The sequence below is a fragment of the Bradyrhizobium huanghuaihaiense genome (assembly GCF_025200885.1).
Classification (GTDB): domain Bacteria; phylum Pseudomonadota; class Alphaproteobacteria; order Rhizobiales; family Xanthobacteraceae; genus Bradyrhizobium; species Bradyrhizobium huanghuaihaiense.
Genome location: NZ_CP104172.1, coordinates 516,226 through 536,651, shown reverse-complemented (window position 1 = coordinate 536,651; position 20,426 = coordinate 516,226). Strand labels below are relative to the sequence as shown.

At 64.5% G+C, this 20,426-nt stretch carries 20 protein-coding genes; 11 read left to right on the top strand and 9 right to left on the bottom strand.

The window, feature by feature from the left end; genetic code table 11:
* Nucleotides 1-167: 167 nt before the first annotated feature.
* Nucleotides 168-1,286, bottom strand: a complete 1,119-nt coding sequence (gene hppD / locus N2603_RS02510; RefSeq protein ID WP_260387571.1) for a 4-hydroxyphenylpyruvate dioxygenase — start codon at nt 1,284-1,286, stop codon at nt 168-170.
* A gap of 121 nt (nt 1,287-1,407) precedes the next feature.
* Between hppD and N2603_RS02505 the strand changes: the two genes are divergently transcribed.
* Nucleotides 1,408-1,887, top strand: coding sequence for an Lrp/AsnC family transcriptional regulator (locus tag N2603_RS02505; protein WP_026312495.1), 480 nt, complete (start codon nt 1,408-1,410; stop codon nt 1,885-1,887).
* 73 nt (nt 1,888-1,960) lie between these two features.
* Nucleotides 1,961-2,272, top strand: a complete 312-nt coding sequence (locus tag N2603_RS02500; RefSeq protein ID WP_260387570.1) for a DUF1272 domain-containing protein — start codon at nt 1,961-1,963, stop codon at nt 2,270-2,272.
* 103 nt (nt 2,273-2,375) lie between these two features.
* Here the strand turns inward: N2603_RS02500 and fahA are convergent, their stop codons facing one another.
* The 5 genes from fahA to N2603_RS02475 form a co-directional block, all read right to left on the bottom strand.
* Nucleotides 2,376-3,647, bottom strand: coding sequence for a fumarylacetoacetase (gene fahA, locus N2603_RS02495; RefSeq protein ID WP_260387569.1), 1,272 nt, complete (start codon nt 3,645-3,647; stop codon nt 2,376-2,378).
* A gap of 209 nt (nt 3,648-3,856) precedes the next feature.
* A complete protein-coding gene (hmgA, locus tag N2603_RS02490) occupies nt 3,857-5,203 on the bottom strand; it encodes a homogentisate 1,2-dioxygenase (RefSeq protein ID WP_260387568.1) in 1,347 nt (448 codons plus the stop codon).
* Nucleotides 5,204-5,205: 2 nt separating this feature from the next.
* Nucleotides 5,206-6,162: an MBL fold metallo-hydrolase gene (locus N2603_RS02485; RefSeq protein ID WP_260387567.1), complete on the bottom strand. Its 957-nt coding sequence runs from the start codon at nt 6,160-6,162 to the stop codon at nt 5,206-5,208.
* 17 nt (nt 6,163-6,179) lie between these two features.
* Entirely contained in the window at nt 6,180-6,404 is a 225-nt protein-coding gene (locus N2603_RS02480) for a DUF2783 domain-containing protein (RefSeq protein WP_025032749.1), read from the bottom strand.
* A gap of 8 nt (nt 6,405-6,412) precedes the next feature.
* Complete coding sequence (locus tag N2603_RS02475) at nt 6,413-8,029, bottom strand: FAD-dependent oxidoreductase (RefSeq protein WP_260387566.1); 1,617 nt, start codon at nt 8,027-8,029, stop codon at nt 6,413-6,415.
* A 110-nt stretch (nt 8,030-8,139) separates the two neighbouring features.
* On the opposite strand from N2603_RS02475, the gene N2603_RS02470 reads away from it, so the two are divergent.
* A complete protein-coding gene (locus N2603_RS02470) occupies nt 8,140-8,682 on the top strand; it encodes a MarR family winged helix-turn-helix transcriptional regulator (protein WP_018646236.1) in 543 nt (180 codons plus the stop codon).
* A 57-nt stretch (nt 8,683-8,739) separates the two neighbouring features.
* Complete coding sequence (locus tag N2603_RS02465) at nt 8,740-9,483, top strand: class I SAM-dependent methyltransferase (RefSeq protein ID WP_260387565.1); 744 nt, start codon at nt 8,740-8,742, stop codon at nt 9,481-9,483.
* Between the two features lie 173 nt (nt 9,484-9,656).
* On the opposite strand, the gene N2603_RS02460 is transcribed toward N2603_RS02465, so the two are convergent.
* Nucleotides 9,657-10,001 carry a YciI family protein gene (locus N2603_RS02460; RefSeq protein WP_260387564.1) on the bottom strand — a complete coding sequence of 115 codons (345 nt, stop codon included), beginning with the start codon at nt 9,999-10,001 and terminating at the stop codon, nt 9,657-9,659.
* Between the two features lie 229 nt (nt 10,002-10,230).
* Here N2603_RS02460 and N2603_RS02455 point away from each other — a divergent pair, with 229 nt between their 5' ends.
* On the top strand, nt 10,231-11,151 hold the full coding sequence (locus tag N2603_RS02455; protein ID WP_260387563.1) for a c-type cytochrome: 921 nt from the start codon (nt 10,231-10,233) through the stop codon (nt 11,149-11,151).
* Between the two features lie 126 nt (nt 11,152-11,277).
* On the opposite strand, the gene N2603_RS02450 is transcribed toward N2603_RS02455, so the two are convergent.
* Entirely contained in the window at nt 11,278-12,084 is an 807-nt protein-coding gene (locus N2603_RS02450; RefSeq protein WP_260387562.1) for an N-acyl homoserine lactonase family protein, read from the bottom strand.
* Nucleotides 12,085-12,468: 384 nt separating this feature from the next.
* On the opposite strand from N2603_RS02450, the gene N2603_RS02445 reads away from it, so the two are divergent.
* The 6 genes from N2603_RS02445 to N2603_RS02420 all read left to right on the top strand — a co-directional run bounded on the left by N2603_RS02445 (nt 12,469) and on the right by N2603_RS02420 (nt 19,704).
* A complete protein-coding gene (locus tag N2603_RS02445) occupies nt 12,469-14,019 on the top strand; it encodes a caspase family protein (protein ID WP_260387561.1) in 1,551 nt (516 codons plus the stop codon).
* A gap of 148 nt (nt 14,020-14,167) precedes the next feature.
* Nucleotides 14,168-14,842: an OmpA family protein gene (locus N2603_RS02440; RefSeq protein ID WP_260387560.1), complete on the top strand. Its 675-nt coding sequence runs from the start codon at nt 14,168-14,170 to the stop codon at nt 14,840-14,842.
* 158 nt (nt 14,843-15,000) lie between these two features.
* Entirely contained in the window at nt 15,001-15,930 is a 930-nt protein-coding gene (locus tag N2603_RS02435; protein WP_260387559.1) for an efflux RND transporter periplasmic adaptor subunit, read from the top strand.
* Complete coding sequence (locus tag N2603_RS02430; RefSeq protein WP_260387558.1) at nt 15,930-19,079, top strand: efflux RND transporter permease subunit; 3,150 nt, start codon at nt 15,930-15,932, stop codon at nt 19,077-19,079. The genes N2603_RS02435 and N2603_RS02430 overlap by 1 nt, the downstream gene beginning before the upstream one ends.
* A 56-nt stretch (nt 19,080-19,135) precedes the next feature.
* Nucleotides 19,136-19,423 (top strand): hypothetical protein, encoded by a 288-nt coding sequence (locus N2603_RS02425; protein ID WP_260424437.1) that lies wholly within the window; start codon nt 19,136-19,138, stop codon nt 19,421-19,423.
* Nucleotides 19,420-19,704 carry a type II toxin-antitoxin system RelE/ParE family toxin gene (locus tag N2603_RS02420; RefSeq protein WP_260387557.1) on the top strand — a complete coding sequence of 95 codons (285 nt, stop codon included), beginning with the start codon at nt 19,420-19,422 and terminating at the stop codon, nt 19,702-19,704. The genes N2603_RS02425 and N2603_RS02420 overlap by 4 nt, the downstream gene beginning before the upstream one ends.
* Nucleotides 19,705-19,709: 5 nt before the next feature.
* On the opposite strand, the gene N2603_RS02415 is transcribed toward N2603_RS02420, so the two are convergent.
* Nucleotides 19,710-20,384 carry a Crp/Fnr family transcriptional regulator gene (locus N2603_RS02415; protein WP_026312449.1) on the bottom strand — a complete coding sequence of 225 codons (675 nt, stop codon included), beginning with the start codon at nt 20,382-20,384 and terminating at the stop codon, nt 19,710-19,712.
* Nucleotides 20,385-20,426: the final 42 nt, after the last annotated feature.

Sequence of the window (20,426 nt, the reverse complement as noted above, 5' to 3'; positions counted from 1 at the left end):
AGTTGCGCAATTGCGCACGGGGGGCCGGCACGACACCGGTGATTCAGATCACGCACTCGCAGGGTGGGCAAAGCGAAGCGTGCCCACCACTTTGAGCGGGATCACGGAGAGATCGTGGGCACGGCGCTACGCGCCTTTGCCCACCCTACGGCAGCTCGGCTGGCGCCCTACGCCGCGTTCCCCACCTTCAGCACCCCGCGCCGGATCTGATCCTCCTCGATCGATTCGAACAGGGCCTTGAAATTGCCCTCGCCAAAACCGTCGTCGCCCTTGCGCTGGATGAACTCGAAGAAGATCGGGCCGATCGCATTGGCCGAGAAGATCTGCAGCAGCACCTTGGTCTGGCCGCCTTCGACCACGCCTTCGCCGTCGATCAGGATGCCGTTCTTCTGCAGACGCGCGATGTCCTCGCCATGCTTGGGCAGGCGCGCATCGATGCGCTCGAAATAGGTCTCGGGCGGCGACGGCATGAACGGCAGGCCGGCCTCGCGCAGGCCTTCGATCGTGCTGTGGATCTCCCGGCAGCCGCAGGCGATGTGCTGGATGCCCTCGCCGCGATAGGTCTTCAGATATTCCTCGATCTGGCCGGAATCGCCGGCGTCCTCGTTGATCGGAATCCGGATCTTGCCGTCCGGGCTGGTCAGCGCGCGCGAGAACAGGCCGGAGGCGCGGCCCTCGATGTCGAAGAAGCGGATCTGGCGGAAGTTGAACAGCTTCTCGTAGAAGCCGGCCCAGACATCCATGCGGCCGCGATGGACGTTGTGGGTGAGATGGTCGAGATAGAACAGGCCGGCACCTGCGGGCCGCGGGTCGCGCGCGCCCAGCCATTCGAACTCGGCATCATAAGCCGAGCCGTTGGCGCCGTAGCGATCGACGAGATAAAGCAGGCTGCCGCCGATGCCCTTGATCGCGGGCACGTCGAGCGTCTTCTGCGCCGATGACACATCGGCAGGCTCGGCGCCGAGCGCGATCGCGCGCTCATAGGCGGCCTTGGCATCGACCACGCGAAACGCCATCGACGGCGCGCAGGGGCCATGGGCGGCGACGAACTCATAACCGTGGGTGCCGGGCTCCTCGTTGACGAGATAGTTGATGTCGCCCTGGCGATAGACCGTGATCTTCTTGGTCCTGTGGCGCGCGACGGGCGCATAGCCCATCAGCTTGAACAGCGCGTGCAGCTCGCCCGGATCGGGATGCGCGTATTCGACGAACTCGAAGCCGTCGGTGCCCATCGGATTGTCGGCGCTGATCGTGGCCGGCGGTGCATCGTGCGGAAACGGACCCATGCTGCTCTCCCAAATGACTGCTGGAAGGAACTATCCTTCATAAGACACGCAAGGAGCGTGCAAACGGGACGGGATTTGGCTATCATGTGCACGATCCGCGCATCATTTGGACAAAACACGCATGATCTCCGTAGACGCGTTCGACCTCAAGATCCTGACCGCGCTGCAGGACGACGGCCGCCTCACCAACCAGGAGCTGGCCGACCTCGCCGGGCTATCCGCCTCGCAATGCTCGCGGCGGCGGATGCGGCTGGAAGAGGAGAAGGTGATCTCGGGCTATCATGCCGATCTCTCCAGCGAGGCGCTCGGCTTCGGCGTCATCGCCTTCATCCAGGTCGGGCTCGCGACCCACTCGCCGGACAACTCAAAACGCTTCCGCGCGCTGGTGAACCGGATCGACGAAATCCAGGAAGCGTATTCGCTCACGGGCGATGCCGACTACGTGCTGAAGGCCGTGCTGCGCGACCTCAAGGGTCTCTCCAACCTCGTCAACGACGTGCTGATGCCGCATCAGAGCGTGGCGCATGTCCGCTCCTCGATCGTGCTCGATCGTCTCAAGGAAAGCGCGAAGCTGCCGCTGAGGGAGTTGAAGGCTGGCTGAAATCGAGGGAACTACGACCTTCGCGCGTCAAGCGCCGTCTGCGATGATCAGGGTCAATCCGGGAGACTCCGCCATGGCCCTCCAGCTTCGACCGAACTGCGAATATTGCGATTGCGATCTGCCACCGAGCGCAGTGAATGCGCGGATCTGCTCGTACGAATGCACGTTCTGTGCGGATTGCGTCGAGACAAAACTCTTCAACGTCTGCCCGAACTGCGGCGGCGGCTTTGCCCCGCGGCCGATCAGGCCGGCGCAGGAATGGCGGCCGGGTGTGTGCACGACCAGGCAGGTGCCATCCGACAAGCGGGTGCATCTGAAGTACAGCGTCGAGGATGTCGCCGCGCATTGCGCGAGGGTGCGCGACGTGCCGCCGGAGAAACGATAGGTCTCGTAGGGTGGGCAAAGGCGCGTCAGCGCCGTGCCCACCATCTGCTTGTGGTGGGCACGCTTCGCTTTGCCCACCCTACGGCATCGGAGCGCGCGGCGCCCTACTCCGCCGCCAAAATCGTCCCCTCGACCTCGCCGAAGCCGACGCGATAGCCGTTGCCCTGGCACCAGCCGCGCATGACGAGGCTGTCGCCGTCTTCCAGGAACGAGCGCCTCGCGCCGCCGGGCAGCTCGACCGGCTCGGTGCCGTTCCAGCTGATCTCGAGCAGGCTGCCGCGCTGGTTCTTCTCCGGACCGGAGATGGTGCCGCTCCCTAAGAGATCGCCGACGTTCATGGCGCAGCCGCTCGAGGCGTGGTGCATCAATTGCTGCACCGAGGACCAGTACATGTACTTGAAATTGGTACGGCTAATGCTGGCGGGCGCGTTGGTGCCGGCAGCGCGCAGGGACACGTCGAGCTCGACATCGTAATTCTGCGGCTTGGTCTGCTTCAGATATTCGAGCGGCACGGGCTCCTGCTCCGGCCCCTGCAGACGGAACGGCTCCAGCGCCTCGCGCGTCACCACCCACGGGCTGATCGAGGTCGCGAACGCCTTTGCCAGGAACGGGCCGAGCGGCACATATTCCCATTGCTGGATGTCGCGCGCGCTCCAGTCGTTGAGCAGCACGAAGCCGAAGATCATCTCCTCGGCTTGGCTCTCGGTCAGCATGCCGCCCATGGCTGAGGGCTGGCCGATGACGACGCCCATCTCCAGCTCGAAATCGAGCCGCTTGCACGGCGCAAAGCTCGGCACGTCCACATTCGGCGGCTTCAGCTGCCCACGCGGGCGCTTCACCTTGGTGCCGGACACCACCACGGTGGACGCACGGCCGTTATAGGCGATCGGCATGTGCAGCCAGTTCGGCTGCAGCGCGTTGTCCTTGCCGCGGAACATCACGCCGACATTGGTGGCGTGCTCCCTAGACGAATAGAAATCGGTATAGCCGGAGACCGCGAACGGCAGATGCAGCCTGGCATCGCGCATCGGCACCAAGGCTTGCTTGCGCAGCTCCTCGTTGTCGCGCAGCTCCGGATGATCCGCGCGCAAGAGCTCGCTGATCCGCGCACGGGTCTTGCTCCAGACCTGCGGCCCCAGCGTCATGAAGGGGTTGAGCGAAGGCCCGGAGAACACGCCGAGCGGACCGACGTCGAGCCGGGAATCCTGCTCGAGCTCCCAGAGATCGAGCACGTAATTGCCGATCGCCACGCCGACCCGCGGCGTCGGATTGGCCGCGGTCGAGAACACGCCGTAGGGCAGGTTCTGGATCGGGAAGTCCGAGGCGGGATCGACGTCGATGAAGGAGCGGAGGCTGGGGTCGTTGGGGTGGGGCATTGGTTTCCCGTGCGCAGCGGTGGCGGTGTCACCCTCCCCTGGAGGGGGAGGGTCGGCTCATATTGAGCGCAGCGAAATATGAGACGGGGTGGGGTGATCTCTCAACACGGGCAGTGTTCCTTGCGGAGAGACCGTCACCCCACCCCGCTACGCATTCCGCTTCGCTGCATGCGTAGCGACCCTCCCCCTCCAGGGGAGGGTAAGCAAGACTACGGCTTGTTCGGATCGAAGCGCTTTTCCAGGCCCTTCCAGCAATCCGCGTAGTCGTCCTGGAGCGTCGACGAATTCGCAGCGTGTGCCGTGACGCGTTGCGGATAGCGGGTCTCGAACATGAAGGCCATGGTGCCGGTCAGCTTCACCGGCTTCAGCTCGCCATTGCTGGCGTGCTCGAAGGCATCGCGGTCGGGACCGTGCGGCAGCATGCAATTGTGCAACGAGATGCCGCCGGGGACGAAGCCTTGCGGCTTGGCGTCATAGACGCCGTAGATCAGGCCCATGAACTCGCTCATGATGTTCATGTGGTACCAGGGCGGACGGAAGGTGTTGTCGGCGACCATCCAGCGCTCGGGGAAGATGACGAAGTCGATATTCGCGGTACCCGCGGTCTCCGACGGCGAGGTCAGCACCGTGAAGATCGAGGGATCGGGATGATCGAAGCCGATCGCGCCGACGGGTGAGAAGGTGCGCAGGTCGTATTTGTAGGGCGCGTAATTGCCGTGCCAGGCCACGACGTCGATCGGCGAATGCGGCAACGTCGTCTTGAACAGCGAGCCGCCCCATTTCACGAACAGCTCCGTCGGCGTTTCCTTGTCCTCGTAATTCGCCACCGGCGTCAGGAAGTCGCGCGCATTGGCGAGGCAGTTGGCGCCGATCGGGCCGCGCTCCGGCAGCGTGAAGGCGCCGCCGTAGTTTTCGCAGAGATAGCCGCGCGCCGGGCCGTTCGGAATCTCGACCCGGAACTTGACGCCGCGCGGGATCACCACGATCTCGCCGGGCTCGGCATCGATGCGGCCGAATTCGGTGACAAGGCGAAGAATGCCCTGCTGCAGCACGAACATCAGCTCGCCGTCGGCATTGTAGAAGTGCTGGTCCACCATCGACTTGGTGATGAGGTAGACATGCGCGGCCATGCCGGCCTGCGTGTTGACGTCACCGGCCGTCGTCATGGTCTGCACGCCCTGCACGAAGGTCACGTCGTCCTTCGGGAGCGGCGTCGGGTCCCAGCGCAGCTGCGCGATCGGCAGATCGTATTCGTGGCACGGCGCCGAACGCCACAGTCCGGCATCGACCTTCTCGAAGCGACCGGAATGCTTCACCGAGGGACGGATGCGATAGAGCCAGGAACGCTCATTGGTGCCGCGCGGCGCGGTGAACGGCGAGCCGGAGAGCTGCTCGGCATAGAGCCCGTAGGCGCAGCGTTGCGGCGAGTTGCGCCCGATCGGCAGCGCGCCCGGCAGCGCCTCGGTCTCAAAGCTGTTGCCGAAGCCGGACATGTAGCCCGGCGTCACCTGGGCCGAGCTTCGAACGATCTGGTCAGGCGAGGTATTGATGTTCATGACTATCCTCCTCCTTGCAGGGCCGCCCACATTTCCTGGTCGCGCTTGTCGGTCCAGATCACGGGGTCGTCGATTCCTGACGCTTCGTCATAGGCGCGCGACACGTTGAACGGCAGGCAGTGCTCGTAGATGGCGAAGCTCGAGAATTTCGGATCCATCACCTCGCGCGTCGCCGCCATCGATTCCTTCAGCGTGCGGCCCTTGGCGACCGAGATTTCGGCGGCGCCATAGAGCGAGGCGACGAAGTCGCGCGTCATCGCGATGGCCTCGCGCACGGTGGCCGTGCCCTTCAGCGCATCGCCGCGGCCCGGCGCGATCGCCTTCGGATTGAAGTTGCGGATTTCGTTCAGCGTCATCGGCCATTCGCGCAAATGCGCATCGCCGCAATAGCAGGCCGAGTGGTACTCGATGAGGTCGCCCGAGAACATGACCTCGGCATCCGGCACCCAGGCGACGATGTCGCCCGAGGTGTGACCTGCCCCGAGCTGCATCAGCCGCACCTCGCGCTTGCCGAGATAGATCGACATCTCGCCTTCGAAGGTCAGCGTCGGCCAGGTCAGGCCGGGAATGCTTTGGGCATCCTGAAACAGGCGCGGGAAGCGGCCGTATTCGGAGTCCCAATCCTGCTTGCCGCGCTCTTCGATGAGCCGATAAGTCTCCTGCGAGGCGACGATGCCTTGCGCCTTGTAGGCGGAGGCCCCGAGCACGCGCACGGCATGATAGTGCGACAGCACGACATATTTGATCGGCTTGTCGGTGACGGTTTTGACGCGCTCGATCACCTTGTTCGCCATCGCCGGCGTTGCCTGCGCATCGAACACGAGACAGCCTTCGTCGCCGACGATGACAGCGGTGTTGGGATCGCCCTCGGCGGTGAAGGCATAGAGATCGGTGCCGATCTCGGAGAAGGTGATCTTCTTCTCGGAGAGATCGCCGGTGGATGCGAAGTTCTTCGCCATCGATTCGTCCTTACGAGTTATTGTTGCTGCTGTTGTTGCTGCTGACCGTCGATCATGCGGCGCTTGGCGAGCCCGATCGCCTCGCGCAGCACATCGATGTCGCCGATATGGTTGGCGAGGATCAGCACCAGCGCCGCGTCGAAATCGGCGCTCTGCTCCTCCGTGAGACCGCGATGCGCCTCGACGATGGCACGGAAGGCATCGTCCGGGCGTGCGAAGTTCGAGCTGGTGGAAAGCGGCATGCGAAACCTCAATTCAAGCCTGCGGCACGCGACAGCGCTGTCTGAATCGCTTCGCGCGTCGGATGCCGGAAGCGCGCCGCGACATAGCCATCGGGCCTGAGCAGATAGGCCGCACCAGGCTCTGCGTCGTAGCGCTTTGTGGCGAGACCCGAGGGATCGCCAAGCTCTCCCTCTCCGCCGATGCGGATATCCTTGACGCCGTCGGGCGCATCGAGCGCCGCGCCATTGCTGAACGACAGCAAGGTGAAGTCTGTTCCACCTTTGCGGAAGGCATCCGTGAGATAGCTCCGCTCTGCAATGGGCGCATCGAGCATGGAACAGCCGGGGCGAGGACCACCGGTCCACGCATCGGCATCGGGTGACGACAGCGCCGTATCGTAGCTGCAAGGCACCGACAGCCGGCCGCCATTGACCATGCGCTTGCCGAACTCGGTCTCCTTGGCCAGCGACAGCACCGCCTTGCGCAGCCGCGCCTCCTGATGCGAGTTCGGCGCCATGAAGTCGGTCGAGCGGGTGGATTCGCGGATGTTCTCGTCCGCCGCCATGCTGCGTTCGACGTGGTAACTCTCCAGCAGGCTCGCGGGCGAAGTCCCGCGCAGCACGCGATCGAGTTTCCACGAGAGATTTTCCGCGTCCTCGAGTCCCGAGTTCGCCCCGCGCGCACCAAAGGGCGAGACCTGATGCGCGGAATCGCCAGCAAAAATCACGCGGCCATGGATGAAGCGGTCCATTCGTCGGCACTGGAATTTGTAGAGCGAGATCCACTCGAACTCGAACTTGTCGTGGCCCAGCATGCGCGCGATCCGCGGCCGCACGTTTTCCGGCTTCTTCTCGACCACGGGATCGGCGTAGCGATTGAGCTGGAGATCGATGCGCCAGACATCGTCAGGCTGCCGGTGCAGCAGCGCCGAACGGCCGGCATGGAACGGCGGATCGAACCAGAACCAGCGCTCGGTCGGAAATTCCGCCGTCATCTTGACGTCGGCGATCAGGAACTGGTCCTCGAACACCTGGCCGGCGAATTCTGCGCCGACCATCTGCCGCAGCGAGGACCGTGCGCCGTCGCAGGCAATGACATATTGCGCGTTCAGGCGATAGGCGCCTTCAGGCGTTTCGATCGTCAGCAGCGCGGAATCGTTGCGCTGCTCGAGCGCCGTCACCTTGTTGCGCCAGCGCAGGTCGATCTCGGGCAGCTCGTGGATGCGATCGACCAGATAGGCCTCGGCGTAATATTGCTGCAGGTTGATGAAGGCCGGCCGCTTGTGGCCGTCCTCCGGCAGGAGGTTGAACTGGTAGAGCTGGGATTCGCCGTGAAAGATCCGGCCGACGCTCCACACCACGCCCTTGTCGACCATGCGGTCGCCGACGCCGAGCCGGTCCCAATATTCCAGCGAGCGCTTCGAAAAGCAGATCGCGCGCGAGCCTTCGCCGATGCGGTCGGCATCATCGAGAAGGACGACGCGCTGGCCGCGCTGGGCGAGATCGATCGCCAGCGACAGCCCGACCGGGCCGGCGCCGACGATCACGACCGGATGCTCCGCGGGGCTTGGCCCGGGGCGGTCCTGATCGGGATGACGGCGATAGCCGAACTGGGTTTTGGCCTGATGCGTATTGGCCGGCGCCATACACTAACCTCGGCTCTGGTCAGAAGAGGACTGATCTGCTAGATAGTCTCACGTGCAACTATTTTGGACCGGAGCCGGCCGGCCGTCAACTGGAAATCGGAGCGCTCTCCTTGGCGAGGACATCCAGCGACATCGCGCTGAAGAGACAAGAGGCGAGCGAGGCTGCGCCGCGGCCAAAGGCGCGGCTCGATCTGTTCAAGTTCGTGCCGTTCCGCCTCAACCGGCTGGCGGCGGAGGTGAGTTCCGCGCTCGCGGTCGAATATCAGGAACGCCACGGCCTCGACATTCCGGCCTGGCGCGTGATCGCCACGCTCGGCTTCCGCGTTGACGCCTGCAGCGCACAGTACATCTCGCAATGCACCCGCACGCACAAATCCACCATCAGCCGCGCGGTCACCACGCTGCTGAATGAAGGACTGATCGAGCGGGTCGAGAACGAAGCCGACCGCCGCGAATTCCGCCTGCAACTGACGAAGAAGGGACGCGCGCTTTACGAGGAGCTGTTCCCGCAATTGCTGCGGCGTGAGGACGAGATCCTCGCCTGCCTCTCCGCACAGGAGCGCAAGCAGCTCTCGGCCCTGCTCGGCAAGATCGAAACGAGCCTCGATTTGATCCAGACCAGCGAAGAAGCCGACGCGAAGCAGGCGTATTAGGGACTCATAGAGGCGCCGACGGCGTTGGGGGTCCGGTTGAGGAAGCTTGGTAGGCCCGTGACGGCACTGGCTTGTATAGCGGCGCTCCTTGTGGCGCTTGCCGCGACTCGCGCATACGCCGCTGACATAGGTTATCTGGCTCCCCCCGGAGTCGCTGCAAACGAGTTTCCCGCACCGCAGCGCCCTGTTGCACGGATCGTCAGCCCACGTCGCGCCGCCGAAGAGCGCCGCGACGCCCTCGATGAGGCCGGTCAAATCGCACGTATTCTTGAGCTGAAACCAGGCATGACAGTCGGCGACATTGGAGCAGGCGATGGCTACCACACGGTCAGGCTCTCTCCCCTCGTGGGACCCGCCGGCTCTGTCATTGCCCAGGACGTCACGCGGGATTACCTCATCGAACTCACCAGGCGAACAGAACGTCTGAAGCTGACGAATGTGCAATTCGCGCTCGGCGAACCACACGACCCGCGTCTGACCGCTTCCTCGCTGGATGCCGCAATCCTCGTGCATATGTATCACGAGATAGCCCAACCCTATGCCTTCCTCTACAACCTCGCGCCCGCCTTGAAGCAGGGTGCGCGGGTCGGAATTGTCGATCTCGAGCTTCCGACGTCGAAGCATGGCACGCCAATTGAGCTCTTGCGCTGCGAATTGACCGCCGTCGGCTATCGCGAGATAGCCACATATAAGCTCGCAGGTGACGGAGGATATTTGGCGGTATTCTCTCCGCCGGAGCCAGCGGCTCGAAAATCCCCCGGCGACATCGTTGCTTGCAGGAATCCTGCCGGCGCTCGTTGACACCACGCCAGATGCCCGTCTCAGAGGCTGAACGTGTCCGAAGAAGGGGTCAGGCCGGAAGTCGCCGGCCGAGACTCAAACCGACGCTTTTGACCCAAACCAGTCATCATGAACGACGCGAAACGTTCCGTCATTTGACCTCAGCGTCGGTTCGGCCCCATGTCCTGCAACCGTCATACATGGAGTGGTCGGACCTCTTGTGGCCAGCCACAAGCCGTTGCGATCTTGCCGGCCCAAAACTTTGCGGACTCCTGATTGGAGACATCGACGACGGTGAAGCCACCGAGATATTCGGGGACATTGGAATACCGACCTTCGCCGAAATGCAGTTCGCCGCTGGTCTCGTCAGCACTGAAAGCCTTGCTCAGGTCTTCATCTACTCCCGCGGCGAAGATGAGCACGCCCGCCTCCTTCATCTCCGCTACGACTGCCCTGACCAATGGCCCACGGGACTGAAACCACTCTTTGGAGTGATCACCGACCCATTGCTGGTTGAAGTAGATAATGTAGTGCGTCATCTGATCTCCTGTTATCTGCGGCCCGAAGAACACGCTCCCGTAGATCATCGGTATTTCGCATGTTCAGCTTATGGCCCGAAGCGGGCCTCAGGACGACCGGCCTCAATAACAAGCAAGCCAATTGTTCCCGCGCGGATTCAAGGCTAGTCTGTTTCTCTTCGCTGCCCGAAAGCCGGAGGCGAACATGGCACGGTTGGGAGCGACTTTTCAGGCGTTAGTTGCACTGCCCATGATTTTCGTATCTGCGGCGGGCGCGCAAGCGCAGACCACCGATAAGCCGCCGTTCTGGGCCTACACTTACAATCCGCCTGACTTCAAGCCGCCGTCCGATGACGGCCAACCTCGCCACGTTCCCGACAGCACGGTGAGCTATACGGCTCCACAAACGCGCGATCGCTTCCTTGCACCGGATTGGCACCCGGGTGACCATCCGGCGATGCCGACGGTGGTGGCGAGCGGCCGCGCGCCTGACGTCTACGCCTGCGGCTTCTGCCATCGCGCCTCTGGAACGGGTGGTCCGGAGAACGCCGACATCGCCGGCCTGCCGGTGGCCTATTTCATTCGACAGATGCAAGACTACAGGAGCGGCAAACGCGCGACAGCACGACCCGACCGCATTCCGCAAGCATGGATGATCTCGCTCGCGAAGGCAGCGAACGACGATGAGATCAAGGCGGCGGCTGAATATTTTGCCGCCATCAAGCCAAAGAAGTTGGTTGATGTGGTGGAGACCGAGACCGTGCCGAAACCGACGGTCGCCGGCTGGTTCTTCGTCACCAAAGGCGATGAACGCGAGCTGATCGGCATGCGCATCATCGAGACACCGGCGGACGTCGGCCGCTTCGTCAACCGCGACGCGCGCGTCCGCTTTACCGCCTACGTGCCGCCCGGTAGCGTCGCTGCCGGTCGTGGGCTGGTCGCGAAGCCGGAGATCGCCTGCGCCGGCTGCCATGGCGAGAAGCTGACCGGCACCGACGTCGTGCCGGGCATCGCCGGGCGCTCGCCGACCTACGTTTTCCGCCAGCTCTACGAATACCGGCACGGCTTCCGCGCTGGGCCGGAGAGCAAGCCGATGATCGATGTGGTCAAAACGCTCAACGAGGCGGACTTTTTGCCACTTGCCGCCTATCTCGCCACGCTTGAGCGGTGAAGCGGCCGAGTATTAGCTGGTGCTGTCATTCCGGGGCGCCGCGACAGCGGCGAACCCGGAATCTCGCGCGACAACTTCTGGATTCCGGGTTCGCGCTGCGCGCGCCCCGGAATGACGACTACGCCGTCACTTCGCAAACGAGCGCGTCGGCGGCAAATGCAGCGCCCACGCATCGACCTTGTCGCTGGCGCGCGGATAGATTTCCGTCACGATCGGATCGTGGCCGGGAATGTAGCGGTCGGGGTGGCCGGCGAGGCGTTCGATCGTCTCCCAGCCTTGCGCCATGTCACCGACATTGTAGACGATCGGGAATGGGCTCTTGCGCTGGAGATTGGCGTAGTAGTGCGCGGCATCGGATGCCAGAACCACGGGCCCGCGCGCGGTCTCGACCTTCACCACCTGCAAGCCGTCGGAATGGCCGCCGACCCGGTGCACGGTGACGCCGGGCGCGACCTCGCCGTCGCCAGAATAAAACGTGACGCGCTCGCCATAGACATGGCGCACCATCTGCGTGACGTGCTCGACCGAGAACGGATGTCGCAGCAGTCCGTTGCACATGCAGCGTCCCGTCGCGTAAGCCATCTCGCGCTCCTGAAGATGGAAGCGCGCGTTCGGAAAGCGGTCGAGATTGCCGGCATGGTCGTAATGCAGATGCGTCACGATGACGTCGCGGATGCTCGAAGCCGCAACACCAAAGCGCTCCAGCGCATCGACCGGATTGAGCGTCAGCTTGCGCGCCCGCGCGCTCGCCTCCTCGGCATTGAAGCCGGTATCGACCAGGATGTCGCGCCCTCCACCGCGGATCAGCCAGACGAAATAGTCGAGATCCTGCGCCGCGCTGTCATGCGGATCGGGCGCCAGGAAGTTCATGCTGGGGGTGCGCGGCGACATCGTCGCATAGCGCAGGGCGTAGATTTCGTAGACGTTTCCCATGGCTCTTGGCTTTGCTTTTTTGTGAGGGAAGCTGAACGAGCGGACGTACCAAGCCATCGTCCGCCGCAAAGGTCAAACAGCCGGGGCTTGCTACGACCGGGCCTGCAATGTGAGACCAATCACATTTTCGTCGCCATGAGTCTCCTAACATGACTGCCGCAAACATGGCCGCTGCCATGCCCAACAAGGTCGGGGCGAACCAAACATGACAGCCCGTTCATTCCGCTACCCGCGCACCCCTGCGTTGCGGTCAATCGCCGCGATAATGCCGAATCTCCAAGAGGTTGACGCCCCCTCCCCCCGGTTTGATAATGCATAGAGCGTAAGTTAAGGTCGCCGCGGCGCAAGCTGGAACGGCGCCTTTTTGGCTGGACCGCGCTGATTATGAAAATTCGCTTTCTTTTCCTTCTCCCGTTGCTCGTTTCGCTCGTCCCGACTGCGCCATCGCTGGCGGCCGGCGACCGCTATGCGCTGGTCATCGGCAACGCCAAATATCCGGATGCGGATGCTCCGCTGAAGGAACCGCTCAACGATGCGCGCGACATGGCCGATGAGCTCAAGCGCGACGGCTTCTCGGTCGAGATCGGCGAGAACCTGACCGGCGACGGCATGCGCCGCGCCTTCGACAAGCTCTATGGCAAGATCAAGCCGGGCTCGGTGGCGCTGGTGTTCTTCAGCGGCTTCGGCATCCAGTCGGCACGCCAGAGCTACATGCTACCGGTCGATGCGCAGATCTGGACCGAATCCGACGTGCGCCGCGACGGGTTCAGCCTCGAGACCGTGCTCGGCGAGCTCAACACGCGCGGCGCCGGCGTCAAGATCGCGCTGATCGATGCCTCCAGGCGCAACCCGTTCGAGCGCCGGTTCCGCAGCTTCTCGGCGGGCCTCACGCCCGTCATCGCGCCGAACGGCACGTTGGTGATGTATTCGGCGGCGCTGGCCTCGGTGGTCTCGGACGCCGGCGGCGAGCACAGCCTGTTCGTGCAGGAACTGCTGAAGGAAATCCGCGTCCCCGACCTGATGGCCGAGGAGACGCTGAACCGCACCAAGATGGGCGTCACCCGCGCCTCGCGCGGCGAGCAGGTGCCGTGGATCTCCTCTTCGCTGGCCGAGGATTTCTCCTTCATTCCGGGCGCCGCCGGCTCGCGCCCGACGACAACCACGACGGCGCCCCCGCCGCCTGCGCCGCCCGTCGTCGCCAACAACCCACCGCCGGCACCACCCGCGCCGCCGTCACCGCCGGCGCCGCCCGCGCCCTCGAAGCCGGCTGACAATGTTGCTGCGCCTGCCCCTCCGCCCCCGCCGCCCGCACCGGCTCCGTCGCCGAAGCCGCAGGTCGAGGCCGCCCTGCCCCCGCCGCCACCGCCGGCGAAACCCGCCGATCCCGCGCCCGCACCCGCGCCGAACGCGGATGGCGGGCCGAGCGCGGCCGTCCTGGCGGAAGATCCCACCATCAAGGGCCTGACGGCCAAGATCGCGGCCAATCCCGACGACGTGAACGCGCTGTACCGGCGCGGCCAGGTCTATGCCAGCAAGGGCGCCTACAACCTCGCCATCAAGGATTTCGACGACACGCTCCGGATCAATTCGAAGGACGTCGAGGCGCTGAACAACCGCTGCTGGACCCGCACCGTGATCGGCGACCTCCAGGGCGCGCTGAAGGATTGCAACGAGGCGTTGCGGCTGCGGCCGAACTTCGTCGATGCGCTGGACAGCCGCGGGCTCGTCAATCTGAAGTCGGGCGCAGTCAAGAATGCGATCGCCGATTTCGATGCGGCCCTGAGGATCAATCCGCGGCTGACCTCCTCGCTCTACGGCCGCGGCCTCGCCAAGCAGCGTAACGGCTCCGCCCAGGAAGGCGCGCTGGACATTGCCAACGCCAAGGCGATGGATCCGAACATCGTTCAGGAATTCGCAAGCTACGGAGTCCGCTAGTATTTTTTTGGGTTGAGGCCGCCGACGCCTCGAACCCTTGGCGGCCCACGGAAGACTAACGCTCGGATGCCGCAGGCGGCCTTTCCCGGGGGGCCTATTGCAGAAATTTTGGAACCGCGCGGGCACGGCTGCGCAGGAGGGACTAGCTATGAGATTGGCTGCAAAGGGACTGACCGCAATCCTGTCCATCATGGCTATCGGCGCGGCACTGTCGCTGCCGGCCGCCCCCGCATTCGCCGGCGACGACGGCAACAGCAAGAACGTCACCGAGGACGAGATCCTTCGCGCGCTGGCGCCGCCGGCGAAGAAGCCGCTGACCCGCGGCCTCTCGATCGGCGCGCCGCAGGCCGATCCCGCGCCTAATGCGGCCGAGACCAAGCTGATCCAGTCCGTGCGCGGCCGCTCGACGCGCTCGCTGTCGTCGACCGAGCGCGAGGAGATCGCGTCCGTCGCCAAGGACAAGCCGAACATCGATCTCGAAATCACCTTCGACTACAACTCCGCCAATATCAGCGCCAAGTCGCTTGCTTCCGTGCAGGCGCTCGGCCGCGCGCTGACCAGCCCCGACCTGAAGGGCTCGACCTTCGTAGTCGCCGGCCACACCGACGCCGCCGGCGGCGAGGGCTACAACCAGGACCTGTCGGAGCGCCGCGCGGATTCGATCAAGCGCTACCTCGTCGAGAAGTACAGCATCTCGGCGACCGACCTCGTCACCGTCGGCTACGGCAAGAGCAAGCTGAAGGACCCGAGCCAGCCCATGGCCGAGGTCAACCGCCGCGTGCAGGTGGTCAACATGGAAAACAAGACCACGGCCTCGAAGTAAGCACGACGTAATCCTTTGCAGTGACCCGTCGTGATGTGGTGTAAAGTCTCGCTTCCAAAGCGCGTCCCGCAGCCTTGCGGGACGCCGCTTTATTTCAGGGAAATGCTCTTCATGGGCCTCGTGCGGACGGCCGTGAGCCAGGCCAGGATGATCCGGCGATGAACCTTTCCGAATATCTCAAGCCAGCCGGAACCGTGGCCTTCGTCGTGGCCCTCGGCGTCGGCTATTATCTGTTCGAGCATCGGCGCCGCCCCGAGGCGAAGGAGACGCCGAGCACGGCGCTCGTCATCGTGACGAAGTCGACCAATGCCTGCTTCTCCGACCTCGTGCGGGTGACCGGCTTCTTCGTGCCGCGCCGCGAAGCCGTGGTCGTCGCCGACCAGGAAGGCTCCAGGGTCACCGACCTCTTCGTCACTGAAGGTACTCTGGTCACCGACAACCAGGAGCTGGCGCGCCTGACCGCGCCGCCGCAGATTCCGGGCCAGCCGCAGCGGCCGGGCCCGCAAGGCCCGATCTCGCTGAAGGCACCTGCGCCGGGTCTCGTCACCGAGGTCCGCACCATCGTCGGCGCGCCCGCGTCCCCGCAGGCCGGCCCGATGTTCCGCATCGCCGTCAACAACGAGATCGAGCTCGACGCTCAGGTTCCGGCGGTCCACATGCCCAAGCTCAGCCCCGGCGCGACCGTGCGCATCAGCCGCGACGACGCGCCCGATCTGATCGGACGGGTGCGGCTGGTCGCGCCCGAGATCGACCGCACCACGCAGCTCGGCCGCGTCCGCATCAGCGTCACCAACAATCCCTCGCTGAAGGTCGGCGTGTTCGCCCGAGCCTCGATCGACGCCAAGCGAAGCTGCGGCGTCGCGGTCCCCAAGACCGCGATCGACCATCTCACCGTGCAGGTCGTCAAAGGCAACACGGTCGAGACGCGCAAGGTGCGGGTCGGACTGTCGTCCGATACCGCGACCGAAATCCTGGAAGGGCTCGAGGTCGGCGAAATCGTCGTGGCCGACGCCGGCTCTTCGCTCCATGACGGCGACCAGATCAAGACCATGTTCGCCGATGAACTCGATCGCACGCGGGTACGCTGATGGCTCTCAATATTTCGGCATGGTCGATCCGTCACCCGCTGCCCTCGGTCGTCTTTTCGATCATCCTTCTGGTGCTCGGCTGGACCTCCTTCGTGAAGCTCGCGGTGACGCGGCTGCCCTCGGCCGACATCCCCGTGATCTCGGTCGCGGTGTCGCAATTCGGCGCGGCGCCCGCCGAGCTTGAATCCCAGGTCACCAAGACGGTTGAAGACGCCGTCTCCGGCGTCGAGGGCGTCAGGCACATCACCTCGTCGATCACCGACGGTCTGTCGGTGACCACCATCCAGTTCGCGCTGGAGACAAACACCGACCGCGCGCTCAACGACGTCAAGGACGCGGTGACGCGCGTGCGCTCGAACCTGCCGCAGAACGTCACCGAGCCGCTGATCCAGCGCGTCGACGTCATCGGCCTGCCGATCGTCACCTATGCCGCGATCTCGCCCGGCAAGACGCCGGAGCAGCTGTCCTATTTCGTCGACGACGTGGTCAAGCGCGCGCTGCAGGGCGTGCGCGGCGTCGCCCAGGTCGAGCGCATCGGCGGTGTCGAGCGCGAAATCCTGGTCTCGCTCGATCCCGACCGCCTGCAGGCGATGGGACTGACCGCGGTCAATGTCAGCCAGAGCCTGCGCGGCACCAATGTCGACGTCGCCGGCGGCCGCGCCGAGATCGGCAAGAACGACCAGGCGATCCGCACGCTCGCCGGCGCCAAGACGCTGGGCGATCTCGCCGGCACCATGGTTCCGCTGTTCGGCGGCGGCGAGGTGCGGCTGGACGATCTCGGCACCGTCACCGACACCATCGCCGACCGCCGCACCTTCGCCCGCTTCAACGGCGAGCCGGTGGTCGCGCTCGGCATCAAGCGCTCCAAGGGCGCCAGCGACGTGAAGGTCGCCGCCGCCGTGCAGAAGCGCATCGACGCGCTCAAGGCCGCCTATCCCGACGTCGACCTCAAGCTGATCGACACCTCGGTCGAATACACCAACGGCAATTACGAAGCGGCGATCTCGACCCTGTTCGAGGGCGCCATCCTCGCCGTCGTCATCGTGCTGCTGTTCCTGCGCGACCTGCGCGCCACCATCATCGCCGCGATCTCGCTGCCGCTGTCGATCTTCCCGGCGTTCTGGGCGATGGACCTGCTCGGCTTCTCGCTGAACCTCGTCAGCTTCCTCGCCATCACGCTGTCGACGGGTATTCTCGTCGACGACGCCATCGTCGAGATCGAGAACATCGTCCGGCACATGAACATGGGCAAATCGCCCTACCGTGCCGCGCTGGAAGCAGCCGACGAGATCGGCCTCGCGGTGATCGCGATCTCGCTCACGATCATCGCGATCTTCGCGCCCGCAAGCTTCATGTCGGGCATCGCCGGGCAGTTCTTCAAGCAGTTCGGCATCACCGTCTCGGTGCAGGTATTCTTCTCGCTGCTCGCCGCGCGCTTCGTCACGCCGGTGCTGGCCGCCTACTTCCTCAAGCATGGCCATCACGAGGAGCCGCCGCCCGGCCGCATCTTGCGGTCCTATCATGGGATCGTTGCCTGGTCGGTGAAGCACTATTTCATCACGGTGCTGATCGGCTTCGGCATCTTCGCCGCCTCGATCTGGAGCATCACGCTGCTGCCGCAGGGCTTCCTGCCGGCGCAGGACAGCGCACGCTCGCTGCTGGCGCTCGAGCTGCCGCCCGGCACCCAGCTCGCCTACACCGAGAAGGTCACCGAGGACATCGTCGCGCGGCTGCGCAAGCGGCCCGAGGTGAAGAGCATCTTCGTCGACGGCGGCCGCGTTCCACCCGGCACCCAGGAAGTCCGGCGCGCCGCCCTGATCATCAATTACACGCCCAAGGCCGATCGCGACATCACCCAGCGCGAGCTGGAATTCTCGATCAGCCAGGAGCTGGAGAACATTCCGGACATCCGTTTCTGGTTCCTCGACGAGAACGGCCTGCGCGCGATCTCGCTGGTCGTGACCGGCGTCGACGCCAACATCGTCAACAACGTCGCCAGCGAGCTCGCGACGCAGATGAAGCGGATTCCGACCATCTCCAACGTGATCTCGGAAACCACGCTGGAGCGGCCCGAGCTGCGCATCGAGCCGCGCGCCGATCTCGCCGCCCGCCTCGGCGTCTCCACCGAAAGCCTGTCGCAGACCATCCGCGTCGCCACCATCGGCGACGTCGGGCCGGCGCTCGCGAAATTCGACGTCGGCGACCGCCTGGTGCCGATCCGGGTCCAGCTCGAGGACGCCGCGCGCGGCAATCTGAAGACGCTCGAGCAATTGCGCGTGCCGCTCGGCGAGCGCGGCGAGAAGGGCGGCGTGCCGCTCTCGGTCATCGCCGACGTCAAGCTCGACCAGGGTCCGACCAGCATCAACCGCTACGACCGCGAGCGGCAGGCTACGGTCGCGGCCGACCTCGTCGGCTCCGCCGCGCTCGGCGACGCCACCAAGAAGATCTACGACCTGCCCGTCATGAAGACCTTGCCGAAGAGCGTGAAGGTCTCACCCTCGGGCGATGCCGAAAGCCTGAACGAGCTGTCCGACGGCTTCGCCACCGCGATCACGGCGGGTCTGATGATGGTCTATGCCGTGCTGGTGCTGCTGTTCGGCACCTTCCTGCAGCCGATCACCATCCTGTTCTCGCTGCCGCTCTCGATCGGCGGCGCCATCGCCGCCCTGCTCATCACCGGCAAGCAGCTCACGACGCCGGTGTGGATCGGCATCCTGATGCTGATGGGCATCGTCACCAAGAACGCGATCATGCTGGTGGAGTTCGCGATCGAAGCGATCCGCGACGGCAAGCCGCGCGAGGAGGCCATGATCGACGCCGGCATGAAGCGTGCCCGCCCGATCGTGATGACCACGATCGCCATGGCCGCGGGCATGATGCCGAGCGCGCTCGCGGTCGGCGCCGGCGGCGAATTCCGCTCGCCGATGGCGCTCGCGGTGATCGGCGGCCTGCTCTTCTCGACCATCCTGTCGCTGGTGTTCGTGCCCGCGATGTTCATGGTGATGGACGATCTCGGCGCCCTGATCTGGCGTTTTGGCAAGCGCCTGATCGTGCACAGCGAGGATGCGGAGACCGCCGAGCATCACGGGGCGGCGCCTAAGGAAGCGGGGCCCGCGCCGAAGAACCTCGTGCACCCTGCGGCGGAGTAGATATTTCTCCGCGATCGCGGGCTCGACATGCGCAGGTGAAGTGTTATCTTTTGAAGATGAACCTCGTAAGCCGCACGCTTGAAATCGACGCTGACACTGATGCCCGTCTCAGGGAGATCGCCTCTGAGCGCGGCAAGGATGTTGCAACGGTGCTCGCCGAGGCCGTCGCGCTGCTGGATTCGGTCATCGACCTTTCAGGTCCGGATCTCGCAGAGGATCGCGATCGCTATGAGGAATTCAAGCGCACCGGACTTGCCGTTCCCCTCGACGACGTCAAAGCATGGGTGGCAAGCTGGGGTTCAGCCAACGAGCTGCCTCGCCCACAACCACGCAAGATCAAATGATCCTGCTTTCGCCTGCCGCTCTGGAGGATATTGAGCGGCTGCGAAGCTTCCTTGACGCAGTCAATCCCGAAGCCGCGACACGTGCCTTGCGATTGATCTGGACAGCCATCGATCGGCTGTCGGAGTTTCCCTCCCTTGGCAAACCAACGGAAGAGAACGGCATCCGCCAGATTGTTATCCGGTTCGGTTCAGCCGGTTACATCGTGCGATACGTCATTGTTGCGGAGTCCGGCGATATTCTCATCACGCGGCTCTGGCACGGTCGCGAGGAGCGCACCTAGCCCCCTTACTCGTTCCGCGCGATCGCGGTCAGCTTGGTCATGTTCCGCAGCAATATCCGGCCGCGCTGGAGATCGAGGATCGCTTCCTTGCGCCAGGCCTGGAGCTGGCGGTTGACGCTCTCGCGGGCGGCGCCGACGAAGACGCCGAGCTGTTCCTGCGAGATGTGCACCTCCGAGCCGAAATCGGCGGCGAGCGCGCAGAGCCGCCGCGCCAGGCGCACCGGCAGCGGCTGCAGCATGGACTCTTCCATGCGCTCGCTCTGCCAGCGGATGCGCTGGCAAAGCAGCGCGATGATCTTGATCGCGACCTTGGGCTCGCGCTCGAGGAAGCCGAGGAAGTCTTCGCGCCGCAGCACGAACAATTCGCTGGCTTCGCCTGCGGTCGCGTCCGCCGTACGGTCCTGGCCGTCCAGCACCGCGACCTCGCCGAACAGATCGCCGGGCCCCATGAAATTCAGCGTCAGCCGGCTGCCGTCGGAGGCGCCGGTCTCGATGCGGACCTGGCCGCGGCGCACCCCGAACAGCGCATCCCCGGCATCGCCCTTCTGGAACAGCACCTCGCCGTTCGCCAGATGCTGGGTGTGGCAGAGATTGGACAGCCGCTGGAGCTCGTCCGCGCCGAGATCGGCGAACATCGGGTTCATCTTCAGGATGACCGCAAATTCGGCCTGTTTGCTCATTTGAACGTCCTTGTGAATTTGCTTGTCAACGTCACCGGCAAA